General features: G+C 40.3%; 14 protein-coding genes. 12 read left to right on the forward strand and 2 right to left on the reverse strand.

The window, feature by feature from the left end; translation table 11 throughout:
• The first annotated feature begins 172 nt into the window (after window positions 1–172).
• From HX021_RS02170 to HX021_RS02195, 6 genes are all read left to right on the forward strand, one after another.
• A complete protein-coding gene (locus HX021_RS02170) occupies window positions 173–772 on the forward strand; it encodes a TetR/AcrR family transcriptional regulator (protein WP_286587996.1) in 600 nt (199 codons plus the stop codon).
• Window positions 773–800: 28 nt separating this feature from the next.
• Window positions 801–2,117: a TolC family protein gene (locus HX021_RS02175; RefSeq protein WP_286587997.1), complete on the forward strand. Its 1,317-nt coding sequence runs from the start codon at window positions 801–803 to the stop codon at window positions 2,115–2,117.
• Between the two features lie 14 nt (window positions 2,118–2,131).
• Window positions 2,132–3,187: an efflux RND transporter periplasmic adaptor subunit gene (locus HX021_RS02180; RefSeq protein WP_286587998.1), complete on the forward strand. Its 1,056-nt coding sequence runs from the start codon at window positions 2,132–2,134 to the stop codon at window positions 3,185–3,187.
• A gap of 112 nt (window positions 3,188–3,299) precedes the next feature.
• Complete coding sequence (locus tag HX021_RS02185) at window positions 3,300–6,452, forward strand: efflux RND transporter permease subunit (RefSeq protein WP_286588000.1); 3,153 nt, start codon at window positions 3,300–3,302, stop codon at window positions 6,450–6,452.
• Between the two features lie 156 nt (window positions 6,453–6,608).
• Window positions 6,609–8,450 carry a glutamine--fructose-6-phosphate transaminase (isomerizing) gene (glmS, locus tag HX021_RS02190; protein WP_286588001.1) on the forward strand — a complete coding sequence of 614 codons (1,842 nt, stop codon included), beginning with the start codon at window positions 6,609–6,611 and terminating at the stop codon, window positions 8,448–8,450.
• Between the two features lie 8 nt (window positions 8,451–8,458).
• Window positions 8,459–10,639 (forward strand): DUF4954 family protein, encoded by a 2,181-nt coding sequence (locus HX021_RS02195; protein WP_286588003.1) that lies wholly within the window; start codon window positions 8,459–8,461, stop codon window positions 10,637–10,639.
• A gap of 98 nt (window positions 10,640–10,737) precedes the next feature.
• On the opposite strand, the gene HX021_RS02200 is transcribed toward HX021_RS02195, so the two are convergent.
• Together HX021_RS02200 and lgt are read right to left on the reverse strand one after the other, a co-directional pair.
• Entirely contained in the window at window positions 10,738–11,310 is a 573-nt protein-coding gene (locus HX021_RS02200) for a helix-turn-helix domain-containing protein (protein WP_286588005.1), read from the reverse strand.
• A 293-nt stretch (window positions 11,311–11,603) separates the two neighbouring features.
• Window positions 11,604–12,422, reverse strand: a complete 819-nt coding sequence (lgt, locus tag HX021_RS02205; RefSeq protein ID WP_286588006.1) for a prolipoprotein diacylglyceryl transferase — start codon at window positions 12,420–12,422, stop codon at window positions 11,604–11,606.
• Window positions 12,423–12,584: 162 nt separating this feature from the next.
• Here lgt and HX021_RS02210 point away from each other — a divergent pair, with 162 nt between their 5' ends.
• From HX021_RS02210 to rpmA, 6 genes are all read left to right on the forward strand, one after another.
• Complete coding sequence (locus HX021_RS02210) at window positions 12,585–13,703, forward strand: M42 family metallopeptidase (protein ID WP_286588008.1); 1,119 nt, start codon at window positions 12,585–12,587, stop codon at window positions 13,701–13,703.
• 37 nt (window positions 13,704–13,740) lie between these two features.
• Window positions 13,741–14,085, forward strand: a complete 345-nt coding sequence (locus tag HX021_RS02215) for a DUF3467 domain-containing protein (protein WP_286588010.1) — start codon at window positions 13,741–13,743, stop codon at window positions 14,083–14,085.
• Between the two features lie 152 nt (window positions 14,086–14,237).
• On the forward strand, window positions 14,238–15,746 hold the full coding sequence (locus tag HX021_RS02220) for a bifunctional GNAT family N-acetyltransferase/carbon-nitrogen hydrolase family protein (protein WP_286588011.1): 1,509 nt from the start codon (window positions 14,238–14,240) through the stop codon (window positions 15,744–15,746).
• A 68-nt stretch (window positions 15,747–15,814) separates the two neighbouring features.
• Window positions 15,815–17,857, forward strand: coding sequence for a M13 family metallopeptidase (locus HX021_RS02225; RefSeq protein ID WP_286588012.1), 2,043 nt, complete (start codon window positions 15,815–15,817; stop codon window positions 17,855–17,857).
• Between the two features lie 114 nt (window positions 17,858–17,971).
• A complete protein-coding gene (gene rplU / locus HX021_RS02230; protein ID WP_028068281.1) occupies window positions 17,972–18,283 on the forward strand; it encodes a 50S ribosomal protein L21 in 312 nt (103 codons plus the stop codon).
• 43 nt (window positions 18,284–18,326) lie between these two features.
• Window positions 18,327–18,590: a 50S ribosomal protein L27 gene (gene rpmA, locus HX021_RS02235; protein WP_046672918.1), complete on the forward strand. Its 264-nt coding sequence runs from the start codon at window positions 18,327–18,329 to the stop codon at window positions 18,588–18,590.
• Window positions 18,591–18,705 lie beyond the last annotated feature (115 nt).

Here is an 18,705-nt window from a genome sequence, read left to right on the forward strand (position 1 = left end):
AAATTTGAGTTATAAAGAAAAGGCAAGCTGTTTAGAGCTTGCCTTTTTTTGTTGTCAGTTAAATATCAAATTCATAATGATTTTCAAAATATATTTTGTGTGAAATGTTACTTTTTATATTTTTGAACAATTTCTTGTAAAAGTCAGAAAGTAGAAAGGAGTTTTTTGAAAAATGGAAGATAGAAAAGATCAGATCATTCAAGCAGCAATAAGACGTTTTATGCATTATGGATTTAGTAAAACAACGATGAATGAGATTGCTGAAGATATAAAGATTACGAAGGCAAATTTATATTATTATTATTCAGAGAAAAATGCGCTTATACGTGATGTGATCGTGCGGTTGACCGATCAATATCGGGAAGAAGAAGAGCAGATGGTGGCCGTTCATACAGGGTCAACTTATGAACTGATTATGAAGATTCTGGAGTTGAGAGATGCATTTGTGCGTAAGTACTATATATTACATATGAATGAAAATCTAGAATGGATAAAAGGACTCTCCATGCAGGAATTTTTTCAATGTCTTCATAATCGGGATGTCAAAGCGTTGTATGAAATTTTTCAAACAGGTGCTGAAAAAGGGGAGTTGAATGATGAACATTTATACGAAACGGCAGAGATCTATGTGGAATTGATGAAGAGCTTATCGTTGATGTGCAATATTTCAGATATCATTTCTGGAATACCTAACCAAGACCGCTTTGATGAGGTATTGCAGAAACAGAAATTAGCGACAAAGTTATTTTTTAATGGCATAAATAAAAAGTAGATATAAAATTAGGATAAATAAATTAGGAATGAAAACAATCAGAATACTAGCCAGCCTTTTATTAGGTACGATGGTTTTCCAAAGTCATGCACAGCAGCAATTAAGCCTAAGTGATGCCATAAAATTTGCTTTGCAGAACAAAAAGGAGGCGAAGAAGGCAAAGTTGGATCTTGAAAATTCTCAATACCAGATCGATGAGGTCAGGGGTAGCGCATTGCCACAAATCACTGCCAACGGTTCCCTTAAATATAATGTATTGATTCCGGAAATGGTATTGGAAGCAGGTGGACAAACCCAAAAAATCAAAATGGGACAACCCTGGAATTCAAATGCCGTAGTTTCTTTAAATCAACAGTTGTTTAACCAATCTATATTTACTGGCTTGAAGGCTGCTAAAACAACAAAAGAGTTTTATCAGATCAACGCACAGTTGACCGATGAACAGGTAATCGAAAAAGTGGCTAATGCTTATTACGAAATCTATCAAGAGCATTTGAAGTTACAGACCATAGAAAATAATCTGCAGAGTACAACGAAAACAAAAGACGTAACGGAAGGTCTCGTGAATGCTGGGCTCGCTAAGAAAATAGATTTGGACCGTTTGGTCGTGAATTTGAATAATCTGGAAGCGCAGAAACAACAAACGATGAATGCGGTACAGATTAAAGAAAATGCATTGAAATTTGCTATTGGTAAACCGATTGAAGAGGATATTGAATTATCGCAGGAGACCTTTGAAATCAATCCTACGATAGCGGTTGAAACCGATAATGTCGAAAACCGGACCGAAGTACAGTTGATGAAAAAGCAGATTGAATTGTACGAATTGAACAAGAAATCCAAGGTTGCTGATCTATACCCGAAATTGTCCTTAGGTGGTGATTTTGGTTTTAATGGTTTTGGAAAAGGATTTCCAATAGGGGGGGATTTTACCTGGCCAAAGACATCAAGTATTGGTTTAAATCTTTCCGTGCCAATATTTACGGGAGGAACAATTAAAGCTAGGATTAATCAGGCCGATATTCAAATCAGACAAGCACAAGTCGATCTTGAAGACACCAAGCTCGGACTTAATCTGGCCAAAGAAAATGCAAAGTCACAGATAAAGATCAGCTTGTTAACTATTGATAATAACCGTCGAAATGTGGTACTGGCCAAGGGTGTATTGGATGACACAAAAAATAACTTCAATAATGGTCTAGCAAGCTTAACTGAGTTACTTGACGCTGAAAGGGCTCTGGCCGATGCTGAAAATAATCTCAATACCAGTTTATTGAACTATAAAGTTGCCGAGGTACAAATTATTAAGGCAAATGGCGAATTAAAATCACTAATTAACGAATAATTGACTTATACAATATGAAACGCGGAATAATTACCCTACTTATTATTGCTGCTGGTCTAGCAGGAATATTTTTTGTGTTAAATAAAAATAAAAAGAAAAATGAAGCTGAAACTGCAGAGGTAGCCAAAACCAATGCTGCCATCGCAGTTCGTATAGATACAGCAAAGATAACATCGATGGATTTGCGTTATACGGCCAATGGGACATTTGCACCAAAACAAGAAGTTACTGTTTCTGCTGAGACAGCAGGAAGAGTAGTGAAAGTACTGGTCGATGAAGGGTCTCATGTACGTGCTGGACAGACCCTAGCCATTATCGAAGGTGATAAATTAGATGTAAATGTCGCGAATGCACAAGCGGCATTTACCAATGCACAGGCTGACTTGCATCGTTTTGAAAGTGCATACTCTACTGGAGGTGTGACCAAACAACAGTTGGATCAGGTTAAATTACAATTTGAAAATGCGAAGAATAATTTGAGGGCATCCAAACTCAATGCCGGTGATGTAACGATAAAAACATCTGTTTCCGGTATCGTCAATGCCCGTAAAATAGAGCCGGGAACCTATCTGAATATTGGAGCTCCAGCTTTTGACATTGTGAACGTCGCTACCTTGAAATTGCGGGTGAATGTAGATGAAAAAAATGTGGCTACTTTAAAGATAGGCCAATCTGTGGATGTCTCTGCAAGTGTTTATGCCGATCAGAAATTTACAGGTAATGTGACTTTTATTGCGCCTAAATCTGATGGTAGTTTGAATTTTCCTGTAGAGATTGAGGTTAACAATGCTTCAAATAAGTTGCGTGCAGGGATGTATGGTACGGCTATGTTCGGTGAAGGTGTTGCTGGCAATACCTTGATTGTACCACGTACTGCATTTGTAGGCAGTGTGAGTGACAATAAGATTTTCGTGCTGAAAAATGGAAAAGCGATAGAGACGAATGTGAAGTCGGGAAGAAACTTTGGCGATTTTATCGAAATCCTGGGTGGCTTGCAAAATGGAGATCAAGTGATTATTTCAGGTCAGATCAATTTGTTTGATCAGAGTCCTGTTGAAATTATTAAATAATGAATACAGAAAATTGATAACAAATGGTATCATCATGAGCTTCAGCAGGCTCACTAACCGAGTGTAATGTGCTTTAAGCATTGAATACGAACACTTGTAAATAAGAAATCTAATGAAAATTACCGAAATATCCATAAAACGTCCCAGCATAATTATAGTATTGTTTATCATACTGACATTAGGTGGACTGTTTTCCTATACTCAGCTTGGGTACGAGTTAGTTCCAAAGTTTGAGATCAACGTCATCACGGTACAGACAGTTTATCCTGGAGCATCTCCGGCAGAGGTAGAAAGCTCTGTTACCAAGAAAATTGAGGATGCGATTTCCTCCTTGGAGAGTATCAAGAAGGTTGAATCTACTTCCTTGGAGGGTGTGTCTATTGTAATGATCACCCTAAATAACGGTGCTGACGTCAATTTCCTTCTGACAGATGCCCAGCGAAAGATCAATGCTGTCGTCAATGATTTGCCCGACGATGTAAAGACGCCATCACTGTCTAAATTCTCCTTGGATGATGTGGCCATCATGAGTTTGGCCGTTACGTCAAATCTATCCGAAAAGGAGCTTTATGACTTATTGGACAATAAAATACAGCCAGTTTTTGCACGGATTAATGGCGTTGCAAAAGTGGACATGATCGGTGGCGAAGAACGGGAAATCCAAATTTCTGTAGACCCCAAAAAAATTGAAGGATATGGTTTAACGATTGCGCAGGTTCAACAAACTGTTGCTGCTTCAAACCTTGACTTCCCCACCGGTAATGTCAGCACACGTGATAATAGAACGACAATCCGTTTGGCCGGAAAAGTGACTTCCATTGAAGAATTGCGAAATCTTCCAATAACGACTCCTGCAGGTGTACAGATCTATCTGCGCGATATTGCCGATGTTCAGGATGGGATCAAAGAGATTGAAAAAGTAGCCCGCCTGGACCGTCAGAATACGATTTTGTTGCAGGTGTTTAAACAGTCTGATGCCAATGCCGTAGCGGTTTCAGAAGGGGTAAAGAAGACCATTGAACAGGTACAGAAAGATTATAAGGACAATAACATCAACATTTTGGTGGCCAATGACTCGTCTGATTTTACATTGAATGCAGCCGATAATGTGATCCATGATTTAATGATCGCTATTGCTCTGGTTGGTTTCATCATGTTGTTTTTCTTGCAGAGTTTACGGAATGCGGCAATTACCATGGTGGCCATCCCTTTATCATTAATTGCAACATTTATCGGCCTTTTATTGATGGGTTATACCTTAAATCTGATGTCCTTATTAGGATTGTCGCTTGTGGTTGGTATCCTTGTGGATGATGCGATCGTGGTGATTGAGAATATCCACCGCCATATGGAGATGGGGAAAAATAAAGTTCGCGCTGCCTTTGATGGTGCTTCAGAGATTGGATTTACCGTTACGGCAATCACCTTGGTGATCGTGGTGGTTTTCTTACCAATTGCGATGTCAACAGGTTTGGTTGCTAATATCTTGGCGCAATTCTGTGTGACCGTCATTATCTCAACCATGTTGTCCTTGTTGGTATCGTTTACGGTTGTCCCTTGGTTGTATTCCCGTTTTGGTAAACTGGAACACCTGAGCAAGACTTCGCTCTTTGGCAGGATTATCCATGGCTTTGAAAGTGGATTGACAAGTTTTACGCACTGGGTGTCAGGCTTATTGGTGTGGGCATTAAAAGGCCGTTTGAATAAATTGGCAACCCTCGGACTTGCTGTGGGGTTATTGATCGCTTCCTTTATGTTGGTGGTCAAGGGGTACATCGGTTCTGATTTCTTTCCTGGAATAGACCGTGGTGAGTTCTTTATCCAATTGGAGCTGGATAAAGATGCTTCTTTGGAAAAAACCAACTTGTTGACCCAAAAAGCGGAAGCTTATATCAAATCTAAACCCGATGTAAAGGAAATCATCACTACAGTAGGACAGTCTTCTGACGGGATGGCTTCAACAACTGGATCCAGGTATAAATCGGAGATCCATGTTATTTTGGATAAAGAGAACTTTGAGGGTAATTCCCAGGTATATTCAGCAACGTTAAAACGTGAATTGGAAAATAAATTGATCGGTGCCAAAATCAAGACTGTGAATGTCGGTATTATGGGGGCAGAACAAGCACCTTTGAAATTGACAATCATCGGAGCTTCCGTAGAAGACGCACAACAGTTTGCTGAGAAAGCCGCCGACCAACTGCGCAAAATTCCTGGTGCAGCAGGAGTAAAGCTTACCTCTGAAGCTGGTAATCCAGAGATCAATGTGAAGATCGACCGCGATAAAATGACCTCATTGGGCTTAAATGTTTCTACGGTAGGTATGACCATGCAGACGGCATTTTCCGGGAATACAGACAATAAATATAGAGCTGGTGATAACGAATATGATATCAACATCCGTTACAGTGAGGATGGCCGTGCTAGTATTGATAATGTTCGTGATCTGAAATTTATCAATAATCAAGGAGCTTCTATTTCGTTGGAGCAGTTTGCAACGGTATCCTACGGTTCGGGCCCAACTTTATTGGAACGTCGCGATAAATCACCAGCAGTATCTATCCAAGGACAGGTCATAGGTCGCCCAATGGGTACCGTGGCCCAAGAGTGGCAGGCCCAGTTTGAGAAACTTCCACGCAAACCTGGTATTGTATTTATCTGGGGTGGTAATATGGAAAACCAAACTGAAGGTTTTGGTACATTGGGAATTGCTTTGTTGGCATCCATTATCCTGGTTTATCTTGTCATGGTGGCTCTATATGATAGTTTTATTACGCCATTCGTCGTTCTATTCTCTATCCCATTGTCTTTTATTGGGGCATTGTTATTCCTTGCTTTAGGAAATCAGACCTTAAATATCTTTACCATTTTAGGTATCATTATGCTGATCGGTCTGGTTGCTAAAAATGCGATCATGTTGGTCGACTTTGCCAATCATCGGAAAGAAGCTGGAGACAATACGCACGATGCACTTGTGGCAGCCAACCATGCCCGTCTACGTCCGATCTTGATGACAACGATTGCGATGGTGTTTGGTATGATACCCATTGCCATTGCGACTGGAGATGGTGCCGATATGAATAGAGGCCTGGCCATTGTTATTATTGGAGGTCTGTTATCCTCCTTATTTTTGACCTTGGTCGTTGTGCCTGTTGTATATTCCATTTTTGATAGCCTTCAGCGTCGTTTTGGTAAGAAGGAAAAAACTAACTATGAAGCATTGATGGTGGAAGAATATGATCATGTTGATGTGGCTGAGCATTAAATAAATAGACCTCCACAAGAGGAGGAAAAGGGAGACTATGTGAATTAGTCTCCCTTTTTTTTATGTTAATTTTAGGTTAATCAATCGATTGCGTAATTTTTTTTTACTACATTGCGGCCGCATTAACAAAATATATACTTTAAAATTGAGACAAGCATGTGTGGAATTGTAGGATACACAGGTTACCGTCAGGCGTATGGTATCGTCATTGATGGATTGAAAAAATTAGAATACCGTGGATATGACAGTGCTGGAGTAGCATTGCATAAAGGTGATCAGATCGATGTTTACAAAAAAACAGGTAAAGTAGCGAATTTAGAAGAGTTTGTCTATGACAAGGATCTCCAGTCAACTACAGGAATAGGCCACACCCGGTGGGCTACCCATGGTGAACCCTCAGACCGAAATGCCCATCCCCATTATTCAAACAGCGGTCGTATCGCAATGATCCATAATGGTATCATAGAAAACTATGCTTCCTTAAAATCTGAATTGGTAAGCAAGGGATATACTTTTAAGAGTGATACTGATACAGAAGTCCTTGTTAATTTCATTGAAGAGATTCAATCACAAAATGAATGCTCATTAGAGGAAGCAATTCGTATTGCATTAAAAAGAGTCGTAGGGGCTTATGTGATCCTGGTGTTGGAAGCAGGCCATCCAGACCGTATTATTGCGGCCAGAAAGGGGAGCCCTCTGGTGATCGGAATCGGTAAAAATGAACATTTTTTAGGTTCAGACGCTTCACCTATGCTGGCATACACCAAAGAAGTTGTTTATATTAACGACTACGAGCTGGCTATTATCAGCCCTGAAGAATTGATCCTTAAAAACCTGGGGAATGAGCGGATCACTCCATATATCCAAAAATTGGATCTGGAGTTGTCTGCCATTGAAAAAGGTGGATATGATCACTTTATGCTGAAAGAGATCTTTGAGCAACCGCATACGATATACGATTCGATGCGCGGACGCCTGGATTTGCATTCGCATCAAATTACATTAAGCGGTATCGAAAAATTTGCACAAGAAATCAGCAACACAAACCGTATAGTCATTGTCGCCTGTGGTACCAGCTGGCATGCAGGACTGATTGCAGAATATATCATTGAAGAACTTTGCCGCATTAATGTAGAAGTAGAATATGCATCAGAATTCCGCTATCGTAATCCTGTTATCCATCCTGGTGATGTCATATTGGCTATTTCTCAAAGTGGCGAAACCGCAGACACGCTCGTTGCTTTGGAAAATGCAAAAAAACAAGGTGCCATTATTTTGGGGGTGGTGAATGTGGTTGGATCATCCATCGCCCGTCTTTCAGATGCTGGAGCCTATACCCATGCTGGACCGGAGATCGGAGTGGCAAGTACAAAAGCTTTTACGGCACAATTAACGGTGTTGAACCTGATTGCTTTAAAGATTGCTTCCTTGAAAGGGTCTATCAATGAAGAACGTTTTCAAGAACTGACGAAGGAATTGAATGCTGTTCCTGAGAAAGTCGAATGGATATTGGATACGCAGCTTGAGAAGATTCAGCAAATTGCCAAAAAATATAAAGATGCACGGGATTTCTTATTCTTGGGTAGGGGCTATAATTTCCCGGTAGCCTTAGAAGGAGCACTCAAGTTAAAGGAAATCTCCTATATTCATGCTGAAGGATATCCAGCGGCCGAAATGAAACATGGGCCTATTGCATTGGTTGATGAAAATCTACCTGTTGTCTTTGTTGCGACAAAAGACGCCTATCATGAAAAAATAGTGTCAAATATCCAGGAGATAAGGGCACGTAAAGGCAAGATTATTTCTGTCGTTACCCAAGGTGACGCCGTATCTGAAGCGTTATCGGATGACTTTATGGAGATTCCTGAAGCCGATGAGATCATCGCTCCTTTGATCGCTGTCGTACCATTACAGTTGTTATCGTATTACATTGGTGTGGAATTGGGCTTGGATGTGGACAAACCCCGTAATTTGGCCAAATCGGTTACTGTAGAATAAGGAGGTTCATGAGTGTATTGAAGAAAAGACCTTTAGAACAGCTGGGATATGACTTTATCCCTGCCGAATTTATTCGGGAAGGACAGGACGAATATACCTTGCGTTTCCAACAGAATCCACGTCGTGACTACAGGGATCTCACTGCCGCGGAAATCCAACAATTAATAGAAAATGGAAATTGGTCCAGTGACTGGTCTAAGGTAAAAGTTTCCGCAATATTTGATCCCAATCAGATTCAGTGCTGCAAATTTTATGGTTTGGTCCGTATAGGAAACTTAAATCCAAGTTATCTGGAATACCGTAATCTGCGCTTACCCATCGGGCTTTATCATTCGACGATTATCAGTTCTGACTTTGGGGATGATGTCGCAGTCCATCATGTGGGGTACCTGTCTTATTTCATTGTGGGCAACGATGTGCTGCTTAGTCAGATCAAAGAGATGGAAACAGGTAGTACGGCGAAGTTTGGAAATGGTATCTTAAGGGATGGTGAAGAACCGCATAAGCGTATCCAGTTGGAGCTGTGTAACGAAAATGGAGCGCGATCTGTTTATCCCTTTGATGGTATGCAGGCGGCAGATGTTTATCTATGGACGCGCAACCGGCAGGACACTGATCTGCAGCGCCGTTTTGAGGAACTCACCGATCACAAGTTTGGCACACAGCGGGGATATTATAGTGAAATTGGGGATCGGTGCATTATTAAAAATACCTTTACGATCAAAAATGTGAAGATCGGTACGGATGCCTATATCAAAGGTGTCAATAAGCTGAAGAATGTAACCGTCAATTCATCACAAGAATCTTATACGCAAATTGGTGAAGGCTGTGAGCTTGTCAATGGTATTATTGGCTATGGCTGCCGTATATTTTATGGTGTGAAAGCCGTACGTTTTATACTTGCTTCTTATTCACAGCTTAAATATGGTGCCCGGCTGATCAATTCTTATCTGGGAGACAATTCAACAATCTCCTGCTGTGAGGTGTTGAACTCGCTGATCTTCCCGGCGCATGAGCAGCATCATAACAATTCTTTTTTATGTGCAGCATTGGTGATGGGGCAGAGCAATATGGCAGCGGGAGCAACTGTGGGATCCAACCACAACTCCAGGGCAGCGGATGGGGAGATTATTGCCGGGCGTGGTTTTTGGCCCGGACTCTGTGTGAGCCTGAAACATAATTCGAGATTTGCCTCTTACTGCCTGATCGTAAAAGGTGATTTCCTCCACGAACTGGATATCCAACTGCCTTTCACATTAGTGAGCAACGATGTACAAAATGACCGGTTGGTATTAATTCCAGGCTATTGGTTTATGTACAACATGTATGCACTGGTACGCAATGCCAACAAGTATCAGTCGCGGGACAACAGAAACTTCAAAAATCAATATTTTGAATATGATATGCTTGCCCCTGATACGGTAAATGAAATGTTTACCGGTATGGATACATTGGCATTGGCGGTAGCAGACAGCCTGCAACCTGGCGAACATGAGACCAGACAGCAAAAGCTAATGGCCGGACGGGCTTTGTTAGCCAATAATATTGATTTAAAAGATAAAACCATCGTATTGACGGAAGCGGAAAATTCGCGTAGGCCTACTATCATCCAGAAAGTAGGGGAAGCTTATCATCTTTACCGTTCGTTTATTAAATATTACGGTGTATTGCATCTCATGGATGCCTTGGAAGAAGGACTTTCATTAGATGATGTCCTGGAAAGCCTTCGTACTGAACAGCGGACGCGCTGGGAAAATGTCGGTGGTCAATTGATTGAATACAATGCCCTACAACGTTTTTTGGATGATATCAAATCCAAGCGGATTGATTCATGGGAGGATGTACATGAGTTTTATCATGAAAAAAGTAAAGAATATCTATCGGATAAACAAAAGCATGCGCTGCTGTCATTAATTGAGATATTGAAGTTGGAAGGCATGGAGATATCCAAAGATAAAATCGTATCTTTGTTGGATCAAGCGCTAGGACACCGTATTTGGATTGGGGAACAAATTTATAAATCCCGAGCTAAGGACTATAAAAATCCGTTTAAAAATATGGTGTATGCCAATGAAGAAGAACGTGATATTGTTGTTGGAAAGCTAGAAGAAAATGCCTTCATAATTCAACAGCAAAATGAACTCGAAATATTTAAAGAAAGGGTTGCTAATTTGAAAGGGCAATTTTAAAAGAAAGGCTTCCGCTCGGAAGCCTTTTCTGTTTTATTTTTTTGATCTATTCATTAGCTCATCTGCTTAAGTAATCAACACATAGTGCAAAAACCGGTCTAACCCGCATCATTGATCTTATCCAATGGTTTACGTTTGTTCTCTTTGATATGTTTAAAGTGGCTTGGTGTGAGACCAGTCACTTTTTTGAACTGATTGCTTAGGTATGCTACACTGGAATAATTCAGCTGATAAGCAATTTCACTTAAAGTAAGCTCATCGTAGACCAGCAATTCCTTGACATACTCGATCTTTTGGCTGATAAAATATTTTTCGATCGTCATTCCCTCCACATCAGAGAATAAATTGGAGATATAATTATAATCGTGGTATACCTGATTGCTGATGATCTCCGAAAGGTTGAGGTTGGTATTATTGTGTTGATTACGGATCAAATCCAGTACTAAAAGCTTCACTTGTTCAATTAAAACTGTCTTTTTGTCGTCAATTAACTCAAACCCCAGTGCAGAAAAATTGTGTGCTAATTGTGCAGTTTGTGCTTTAGTCAGCGTTTCCTCGATTTCAACCTGTCCCAGGGCGATGTGTTTAATATGCAGATTAAGCTTGGTTAATTCGTTTTCGACAACCATGATGCATCTGTTGCAGACCATGTTTTTTATAGCAAGTTTCATGAAGATTATTTTAATTCAATTTACAAAATTGAACCCAAAAATCGTGAATTTGTCTCACATTCCTTTGTAAGATTTAAAGGATATGTTGTAGTTTTTTGGAGTATGGATTGTTTGGGATAAATATAGGATAGCATCGGCAGTATTTTTAAACCTGTTTGACGGATATTCGACAAATATTTGAAACAGATCCACGCCTGAAATCAGGTGCACCTTTGAACCATGGGTACAAAAAAGCATCTTTTTTCTGAAAAAGATGCTTAATAAATATGTTTTATAAACGATAGCGTATTATTTTAACTAGCTTTTGGTTTACGAAAGATAAAGTAAAGGCCTATTAAAATAAATGGAATGCTCAATAGCTGTCCCATATTTAATGCCATGCTTTGTTCAAAGGCTTCCTGATCAATTTTAAAATGTTCCAAGACCATACGTGCGCCAAATAAGAGTACCATGAAAATACCAAATAACTGGCCCTTTTGGCGATTTGGATTGGATCTGAACAATGAGGCAATGATAATAAAAATAAGAATGTAGGCGAAGGCTTCATACAGTTGACCTGGGTGACGTGGAACTTGATCGATGCGCTCGAAAACAACAGCCCAAGGTAGATCTGTTGGGGTACCGATCATTTCAGAATTGAAGAAGTTTCCGATACGGATAAGCGCTCCAGCGATTGGTACAACGACCACCAGCCGGTCTGCAAGCCATAAAAAGTCGGTTTTTGTTTTACGACAGAAGAGATACAAGGCGATGAGAATACCGATTGCTCCGCCATGGGAGGCAAGCCCCGCAAAGCCGGTGATATGAAAGCCCGATTCGTCCCATTTGAAGGGGAGGAAGATTTCGAGGATATGATCTTTATAATAATCAAAATCATAAAATAAGCAGTGGCCAAGACGTGCCCCGATCAAGGTACCCAAAAAGATATAAATGGAGAGTTGATCCAATTGTTCTTGTGTACGGCCTTCCTTTTTGAAAATACGTAACATAATCACATAGGAAACAAAAAATGCCAACAGCCAGCACAGGGCATAATAGCGTAAGGCAAATGCGCCGAAGTTGAACATTTCGGGATCAATATTCCAATGGATAGCACTTAGTATCGAATTCATATATTTTATGTCAGTTTAAATTATCAAGGTAAAGATAAGGTTTAATCTTATTTTTCAACAAAATCAATGTGAATTGTAAAAGGAATATTCCAAAAAACATTTTTACTTTTGCATTTTATTGAAATTTTCATATTTTGACAGAAGTAAACAGCAAAGGAAAAGATGGCAGAAAAGAATAAGAAAAAAGAACAGAAAACGACAGCTGTCGTTACAAAAGCTTCGCTTTCATTTTTTGAAAAATATATAAACAATGCTTCACCAACAGGTTTTGAATGGGATGGTCAACGTCTGTGGTTGGACTATTTGAAGCCTTATGTGGACGAAACTTTCGTGGATAATTATGGAACCGCCGTGGGGGTAATCAACCCCAAGGCTGCTTATAAAGTGGTGATTGAAGCCCATGCAGATGAAATCTCCTGGTTTGTCAATTATATTACCAAGGATGGTTTGATTTACGTGGTGCGCAATGGTGGTTCGGATCACCAGATTGCCCCTTCAAAACGTGTCAATATCCATACGGACAAAGGGATTGTTAAAGCGGTGTTCGGCTGGCCGGCGATACATACCCGCTCGGGAGAAAAAGAAGAAAACCCTTCGCTGAAAAATATCTTTTTGGACTGTGGATGCAGTACGAAAGAGGAGGTAGAGGCTTTGGGTGTACATGTGGGCTGTGTGATTACCTATGAAGATACCTTCTCCGTTTTAAATGATCGTTATTATGTTGGCCGTGCCATGGACAACCGTGCTGGAGGTTTTATGATTGCCGAGGTGGCCCGACTGTTAAAAGAGAATAAAAAGAAATTGCCGTTTGGATTATATATCGTAAATTCGGTGCAGGAAGAAATTGGATTGCGTGGTGCCGAAATGATTGCCGACCGGATTAAACCGAATGTCGCTATTGTAACCGATGTAACGCATGATACCCAGACCCCGATGATCAATAAGATTACGCAAGGGGATTTATTCGCTGGAAAAGGTCCGGTATTATCCTATGCTCCAGCAGTTCAGGTTAACCTAAATAAACTGTTAGTTAAGGTTGCTGAGCAGAGTAATATTCCATTCCAGCGTCAGGCTTGCTCACGTTATACGGGTACAGATACGGATGCTTTTGCCTATAGTAATGGCGGCGTGCCCTCAGCTCTGATCTCATTGCCACTACGATATATGCACACGACCGTGGAGATGATACACAAGGAGGATGTCGATCATGTGATTCGTCTGATTTACGAAACATTATTGAATATTGAAGATGGACAGGACTTTAGAACATTTACAAAATAGAATTTAAGATTATATTAACTTATCATTTAGAATTATTATGGAAAATAACCAAAATCAAAACGAATTGAGCATCGAGTTGACAGAAGAAGTAGCAGAAGGAACCTACTCAAATCTTGCGATTATCACTCACTCTAATACAGAATTTGTGGTTGACTTTATCCGTGTGATGCCAGGAGTGCCAAAAGCAAAAGTGAAATCAAGAATCGTTTTGACTCCAGAGCACGCAAAACGCTTGTTGGGTGCATTGGTTGATAACGTAAACCGTTTCGAAGCATTGAACGGTCCAATCAAAATGGATGCTGGTGTTGCTGAACAACAACCACAACAAGGTGGTGATCCTACCGTAGCGTTTCCTTTCGGAACTCCACAAGGTCAAGCATAGTCTGTAGAAAATTATTTCAGCATATTTTAGGCGCCAATAAAACAATTGGCGCTTTTTTTTGTCACTGACTGTGGTTGCCGGAGTATACTGATGTTTGGGCTTGGGCCTGACTTTTGCTAATTTTATGAAAACTATTTTAAAAGGAGAATTATATGGATATTCAAGTGCGCAACTTGACAAAGAAGGATTATGTTGATTTAAAGAAATCAATGGAGGAAGCGTATCAGGGCGTGGGGGAAACCTGGACAAGGGAAAATATTCAGGATTTGATCGATTTATTTCCAGAAGGGCAATTGTGTGTGGAAATCGATGGACGTGTTGTTGCCTGTGCATTGTCCATTATTCTCAATTCAAAAAAGAATAATATCTATGATAGCTATTATGATATTATTGATGATGGTAAGTTTAGTAAACACAGTGATGATGGTGATACTTTATATGGAATCGAGGTATTTGTGCATCCTGAACATCGTGCGCTACGACTGGGACGGCGTCTCTATGATGCCCGAAAGGAACTCTGTGAACAGATGAACTTAAAATGCATTGTTGCTGGAGGACGGATTCCCAATTACCATAATTATGCGGACAAAATGAGTCCGAGAGTATATATTGAAAAAGTAAAACGGAAGGAGATCTATGATCCAACATTGACATTTCAGCTTTCTAATGACTTTCATGTCAAAAAGATCCTGAAACATTACCTGCCGGAGGATGCGGAGTCCATGGAATTTGCCACACTGCTTGAATGGAACAATATCTATTATGAAGCGGATACACGCTCTATTTCCACCACAAAACAGACGATCCGTCTGGGACTGGTGCAATGGGAGATGCGTCTGTTTGACAATATCGAAGCTTTCTATGACCAGATTGAATTTTTTGTGGATACGGTGAGTGACTATGGAACAGATTTTATCCTATTTCCAGAATTTTTCAATACGCCCTTAATGCGTCCCTACAATGATCTTCCTGAGCGCTTGGCAATGGAAAAACTGGCACAGCATACAAATGAAATTATTGACCGGATTCAACAATTCGCCGTTTCATACAATGTGAATATTATTGCAGGCTCTATGCCGGTCGTGGAAAACAAAAAGCTATATAATGTTTCTTACCTATGCCATCGTAGTGGTAAGCTCGATGAATTCAAGAAGATCCACATCACACCGAATGAGTTTAAATATTACGGCATGGTGGGAGGAAGTGAGGTTAAAGTATTTGATACGGATTGTGGCAAAGTAGGCTTGTTGATCTGTTATGATGTGGAATTTCCGGAGCTCAGTCGTATTTTGGCAGACCAGGGGATGCAGATTCTGTTTGTACCGTTTATGACGGATACCCAAAATGGGTATATCCGCGTAAGAAGCTGTGCGCAGGCACGAGCAATTGAAAATGAATGTTATGTCGCCATTGCGGGATCGGTAGGAAACTTACCGCGTGTTAACAATATGGATATTCAATATTCACAGTCTGCGGTTTTTACCCCTTCGGATTTTGCTTTTCCAAATAATGCGATTAAAGCGGAGGCCACACCGAATGCTGAAATGGTGCTCATTGCAGATGTTGATCTGTATGCCCTTCGGGATCTCCATGAGTACGGCACCGTCAAGATCATGAAAGACCGACGTAAAGACCTGTATGAAGTAAAACTTTTGAAATAATGAAGTCTTGCTTTTGTAGGGCTTCAAAATATGCTTAGCTTTAGTTATATTCTTTAATCTTATAAAGTATGATACAAAAAGTAAAATGGGGAACACTTTCTATCGTTTTAATGATGATGTCATGTCAGTCCAATAAGAACAATGAGAGTGAACAAACGGCCAGGACCAATTTTTTTGATGTTTCTGGTATGGACACCACCGTTAACCCAGGTGACAACTTTTTCCAATATGCCAATGGTGGCTGGATGAAAAATACAGCAATTCCAGCTTCTGAAACCGGTTGGGGGTCTTTTTATATTCTGGCAGATGAAAATCTGGAGAAGTTAAAGACTGTATTGGAAAATGCAGCCAATTCTGGCAGCAAAAAAGGAACTGATCAGCAAAAAGCGGGTGACTTCTATGCTAGCGGAATGGATACGGTTACCATTGATCAACTTGGTTCAAAGCCGATAGAGCCGACCATCCAGAAGATCAATGCGCTGCAAAATATGGATGAGCTGATTGCCTATGCTGCAGATGGTTTTAAAGAAGGGGATGGTGATCTTTTCTCTTTCTACGTGGGGGCCGATGACCGGATAAGCAATAAAAATGCACTGCAGTTTTTTCAAGGAGGCTTGAATCTACCCGAGGCAAGTTATTATCTGGATCAGGACGACAAGGCAAAAAAAATTAGGGCGGCCTATGTCGCTTATTTGGTGAAATTGTTTGGTCTGATCGGTGAGGGGGCGGATGCCCAAAAGTCTGCGGAGGATGTGCTGAAATTGGAAACGGAAATCGCAAAGTCTCATCTAACACCTGTTGAGCTTCGGGATCCCATTAAAAATTACAACAAATTTGCGGTTCAGGATTTTCAAAAGCAAACACCCAATCTGAACTGGAAAGATATTTTGGGACGTTTGGAGGTGAAGACAGATACGATTCTTGTTCAGCAACCCAAGTTTTATCTTGCACTGAATAACTTATTGAAGTCACAGCCGCTAGCTGTTTGGAAAACAAAGTTAAAGGCTGATTTGCTGAATGCTTCGGCCAATGCTTTAAGCAAAGATTTTCGAGATGCTAAATTCGACCTGTATGGTAAAACCCTGAATGGACAGAAACAACAAAAGGAACGGTGGAAATTAATGGTGAGCTCAGCGGATGGGAGCTTGGGTGAAATCGTCGGCAAACTGTATGTAGATGACTATTTTAAACCTGAAGCAAAACAGCGTATGTTGGAATTGGTGGATAATCTGCAAAAGGTATATAAGTCCAGAATAGAAAAGCTGGACTGGATGACTCCTGAAACCAAGAAAAAGGCTATTGAAAAACTAGAAGCATTTACAAAGAAAATTGGTTATCCGGAGAAATGGAAAGATTACAGTGATGTAGAGATTGCTAAAGATACATATTATGCCAATCTGCAAGCAGCGGCAAAGCATGCGTATAAAGAAATGGTGGGTAAAATCAGTAAGCCCGTTGATAAAACAGAGTGGTTAATGACTACACCTACCGTAAATGCATATTATAATCCGCCTTATAATGAAATCGTGTTCCCAGCCGGAATATTACAGTTCCCATTTTTTGATGCCAATGCTGATGATGCAATCAATTATGGAGCCATCGGCGCGGTGATCGGACATGAGATGACACATGGATTTGACGATCAGGGTAGGCAATATGATAAGGCTGGCAACCTCAATGATTGGTGGACCGCTGTAGATGCCAAGCAATTTACGGAGCGTGCAGATCAAGTCGTCAAATTATATGGAAGTTTTACTTTATTGGACAACCAGCATGTAAACGGTGCACTGACCTTAGGGGAAAATTTGGCAGACATCGGTGGGCTGAATATCGCCTATGATGCGTTCAAATTGACAAAACAAGGGCAGGGGAATGAGAAGATTGACGGATTTACACCGGATCAGCGATTTTTCTTGAGCTTTGCACAGGTTTGGCGTGTTAAAAGCAGTGATGAACGGATGCGTTTGCGTTTGAAGGTTGACCCACATAGTCCGGAGCAATTCCGTGTAAACGGTCCAGTGTATAATATGGAGGCATTTTATAAAGCTTTTGACGTGCAGCCCACGGCTAAAATGTATGTGGCACCAGAAAAAAGAATTCTGGTCTGGTAATCAAGGTCTGAGATAGGTGGTTAGAGTTTGTGTAAAAAGATAAATTTATCTTTGAATTGTGATAAAAACTACTTACTTTTGCCGTTCATTTAATAACAATTTAATTAATTAACAATGTACGCAATAGTAAATATAGCAGGACAGCAATTTAAAGTTGCAAAAGACCAGTTCCTTTTTGTACACCGTTTACAAGGAGATGAAGGCGCTAGTATTGAATTTGACAATGTATTGTTAGCAGAAGACGGTGGTAAATTTACCATTGGTACACCTAGCGTTGCAGGTGCAAAAGTTTCGGCTAAAATTTTGTCTCATTTAAAAGGTGATAAAGTTATCGTTTTCAAGAAAAAACGTCGTAAAGGCTACAAAAAGAAAAACGGTCACCGTCAACAATTTTCTAAAATCCAGATCACTGGTATTACGTTATAATTGAATTTTTAATCAGACAATAGTCTTAAATTAAGATAAAGAAATGGCACACAAAAAAGGTGCGGGTAGTTCCAAGAACGGCCGTGAGTCACATAGCAAGCGTTTAGGTATCAAAATCTTCGGTGGTCAACAAGCAATCGCTGGTAACATCATCGTTCGCCAACGCGGTACACAACACAATCCTGACACGAATGTTGGTATTGGTAAAGACCACACATTGTTCGCTTTAGTAGACGGTAAAGTAGTTTTCCGTAAAAAAGCTAACAATAAATCTTATGTATCTGTAGTTCCTACAGAGCAAGCATAAGGTTTGCAACAATATTTGAAAAGGCATCAAGCAATTGATGCCTTTTTTATTTCTGGAAATAGCTGTTTGTGCAGCTTGATGTCCTTACCGATAAGCTGTTGATATTTTTACATGG

Source organism: Sphingobacterium sp. N143 (genome assembly GCF_030325625.1).
Classification (GTDB): domain Bacteria; phylum Bacteroidota; class Bacteroidia; order Sphingobacteriales; family Sphingobacteriaceae; genus Sphingobacterium.

Excerpts from the sequence above, each read along its gene's own strand:
- HX021_RS02170 (WP_286587996.1), top strand. The coding sequence starts at position 173 with ATGGAAGATAGAAAAGATCAGATCATTCAAGCAGCAATAAGACGTTTT.
- HX021_RS02175 (WP_286587997.1), top strand. The coding sequence starts at position 801 with ATGAAAACAATCAGAATACTAGCCAGCCTTTTATTAGGTACGATGGTT.
- HX021_RS02180 (WP_286587998.1), top strand. The coding sequence starts at position 2,132 with ATGAAACGCGGAATAATTACCCTACTTATTATTGCTGCTGGTCTAGCA.
- HX021_RS02185 (WP_286588000.1), top strand. The coding sequence starts at position 3,300 with ATGAAAATTACCGAAATATCCATAAAACGTCCCAGCATAATTATAGTA.
- glmS (WP_286588001.1), top strand. The coding sequence starts at position 6,609 with ATGTGTGGAATTGTAGGATACACAGGTTACCGTCAGGCGTATGGTATC.
- HX021_RS02195 (WP_286588003.1), top strand. The coding sequence starts at position 8,459 with ATGAGTGTATTGAAGAAAAGACCTTTAGAACAGCTGGGATATGACTTT.
- HX021_RS02200 (WP_286588005.1), bottom strand. The coding sequence starts at position 11,310 with ATGAAACTTGCTATAAAAAACATGGTCTGCAACAGATGCATCATGGTT.
- lgt (WP_286588006.1), bottom strand. The coding sequence starts at position 12,422 with ATGAATTCGATACTAAGTGCTATCCATTGGAATATTGATCCCGAAATG.
- HX021_RS02210 (WP_286588008.1), top strand. The coding sequence starts at position 12,585 with ATGGCAGAAAAGAATAAGAAAAAAGAACAGAAAACGACAGCTGTCGTT.
- HX021_RS02215 (WP_286588010.1), top strand. The coding sequence starts at position 13,741 with ATGGAAAATAACCAAAATCAAAACGAATTGAGCATCGAGTTGACAGAA.
- HX021_RS02220 (WP_286588011.1), top strand. The coding sequence starts at position 14,238 with ATGGATATTCAAGTGCGCAACTTGACAAAGAAGGATTATGTTGATTTA.
- HX021_RS02225 (WP_286588012.1), top strand. The coding sequence starts at position 15,815 with ATGATACAAAAAGTAAAATGGGGAACACTTTCTATCGTTTTAATGATG.
- rplU (WP_028068281.1), top strand. The coding sequence starts at position 17,972 with ATGTACGCAATAGTAAATATAGCAGGACAGCAATTTAAAGTTGCAAAA.
- rpmA (WP_046672918.1), top strand. The coding sequence starts at position 18,327 with ATGGCACACAAAAAAGGTGCGGGTAGTTCCAAGAACGGCCGTGAGTCA.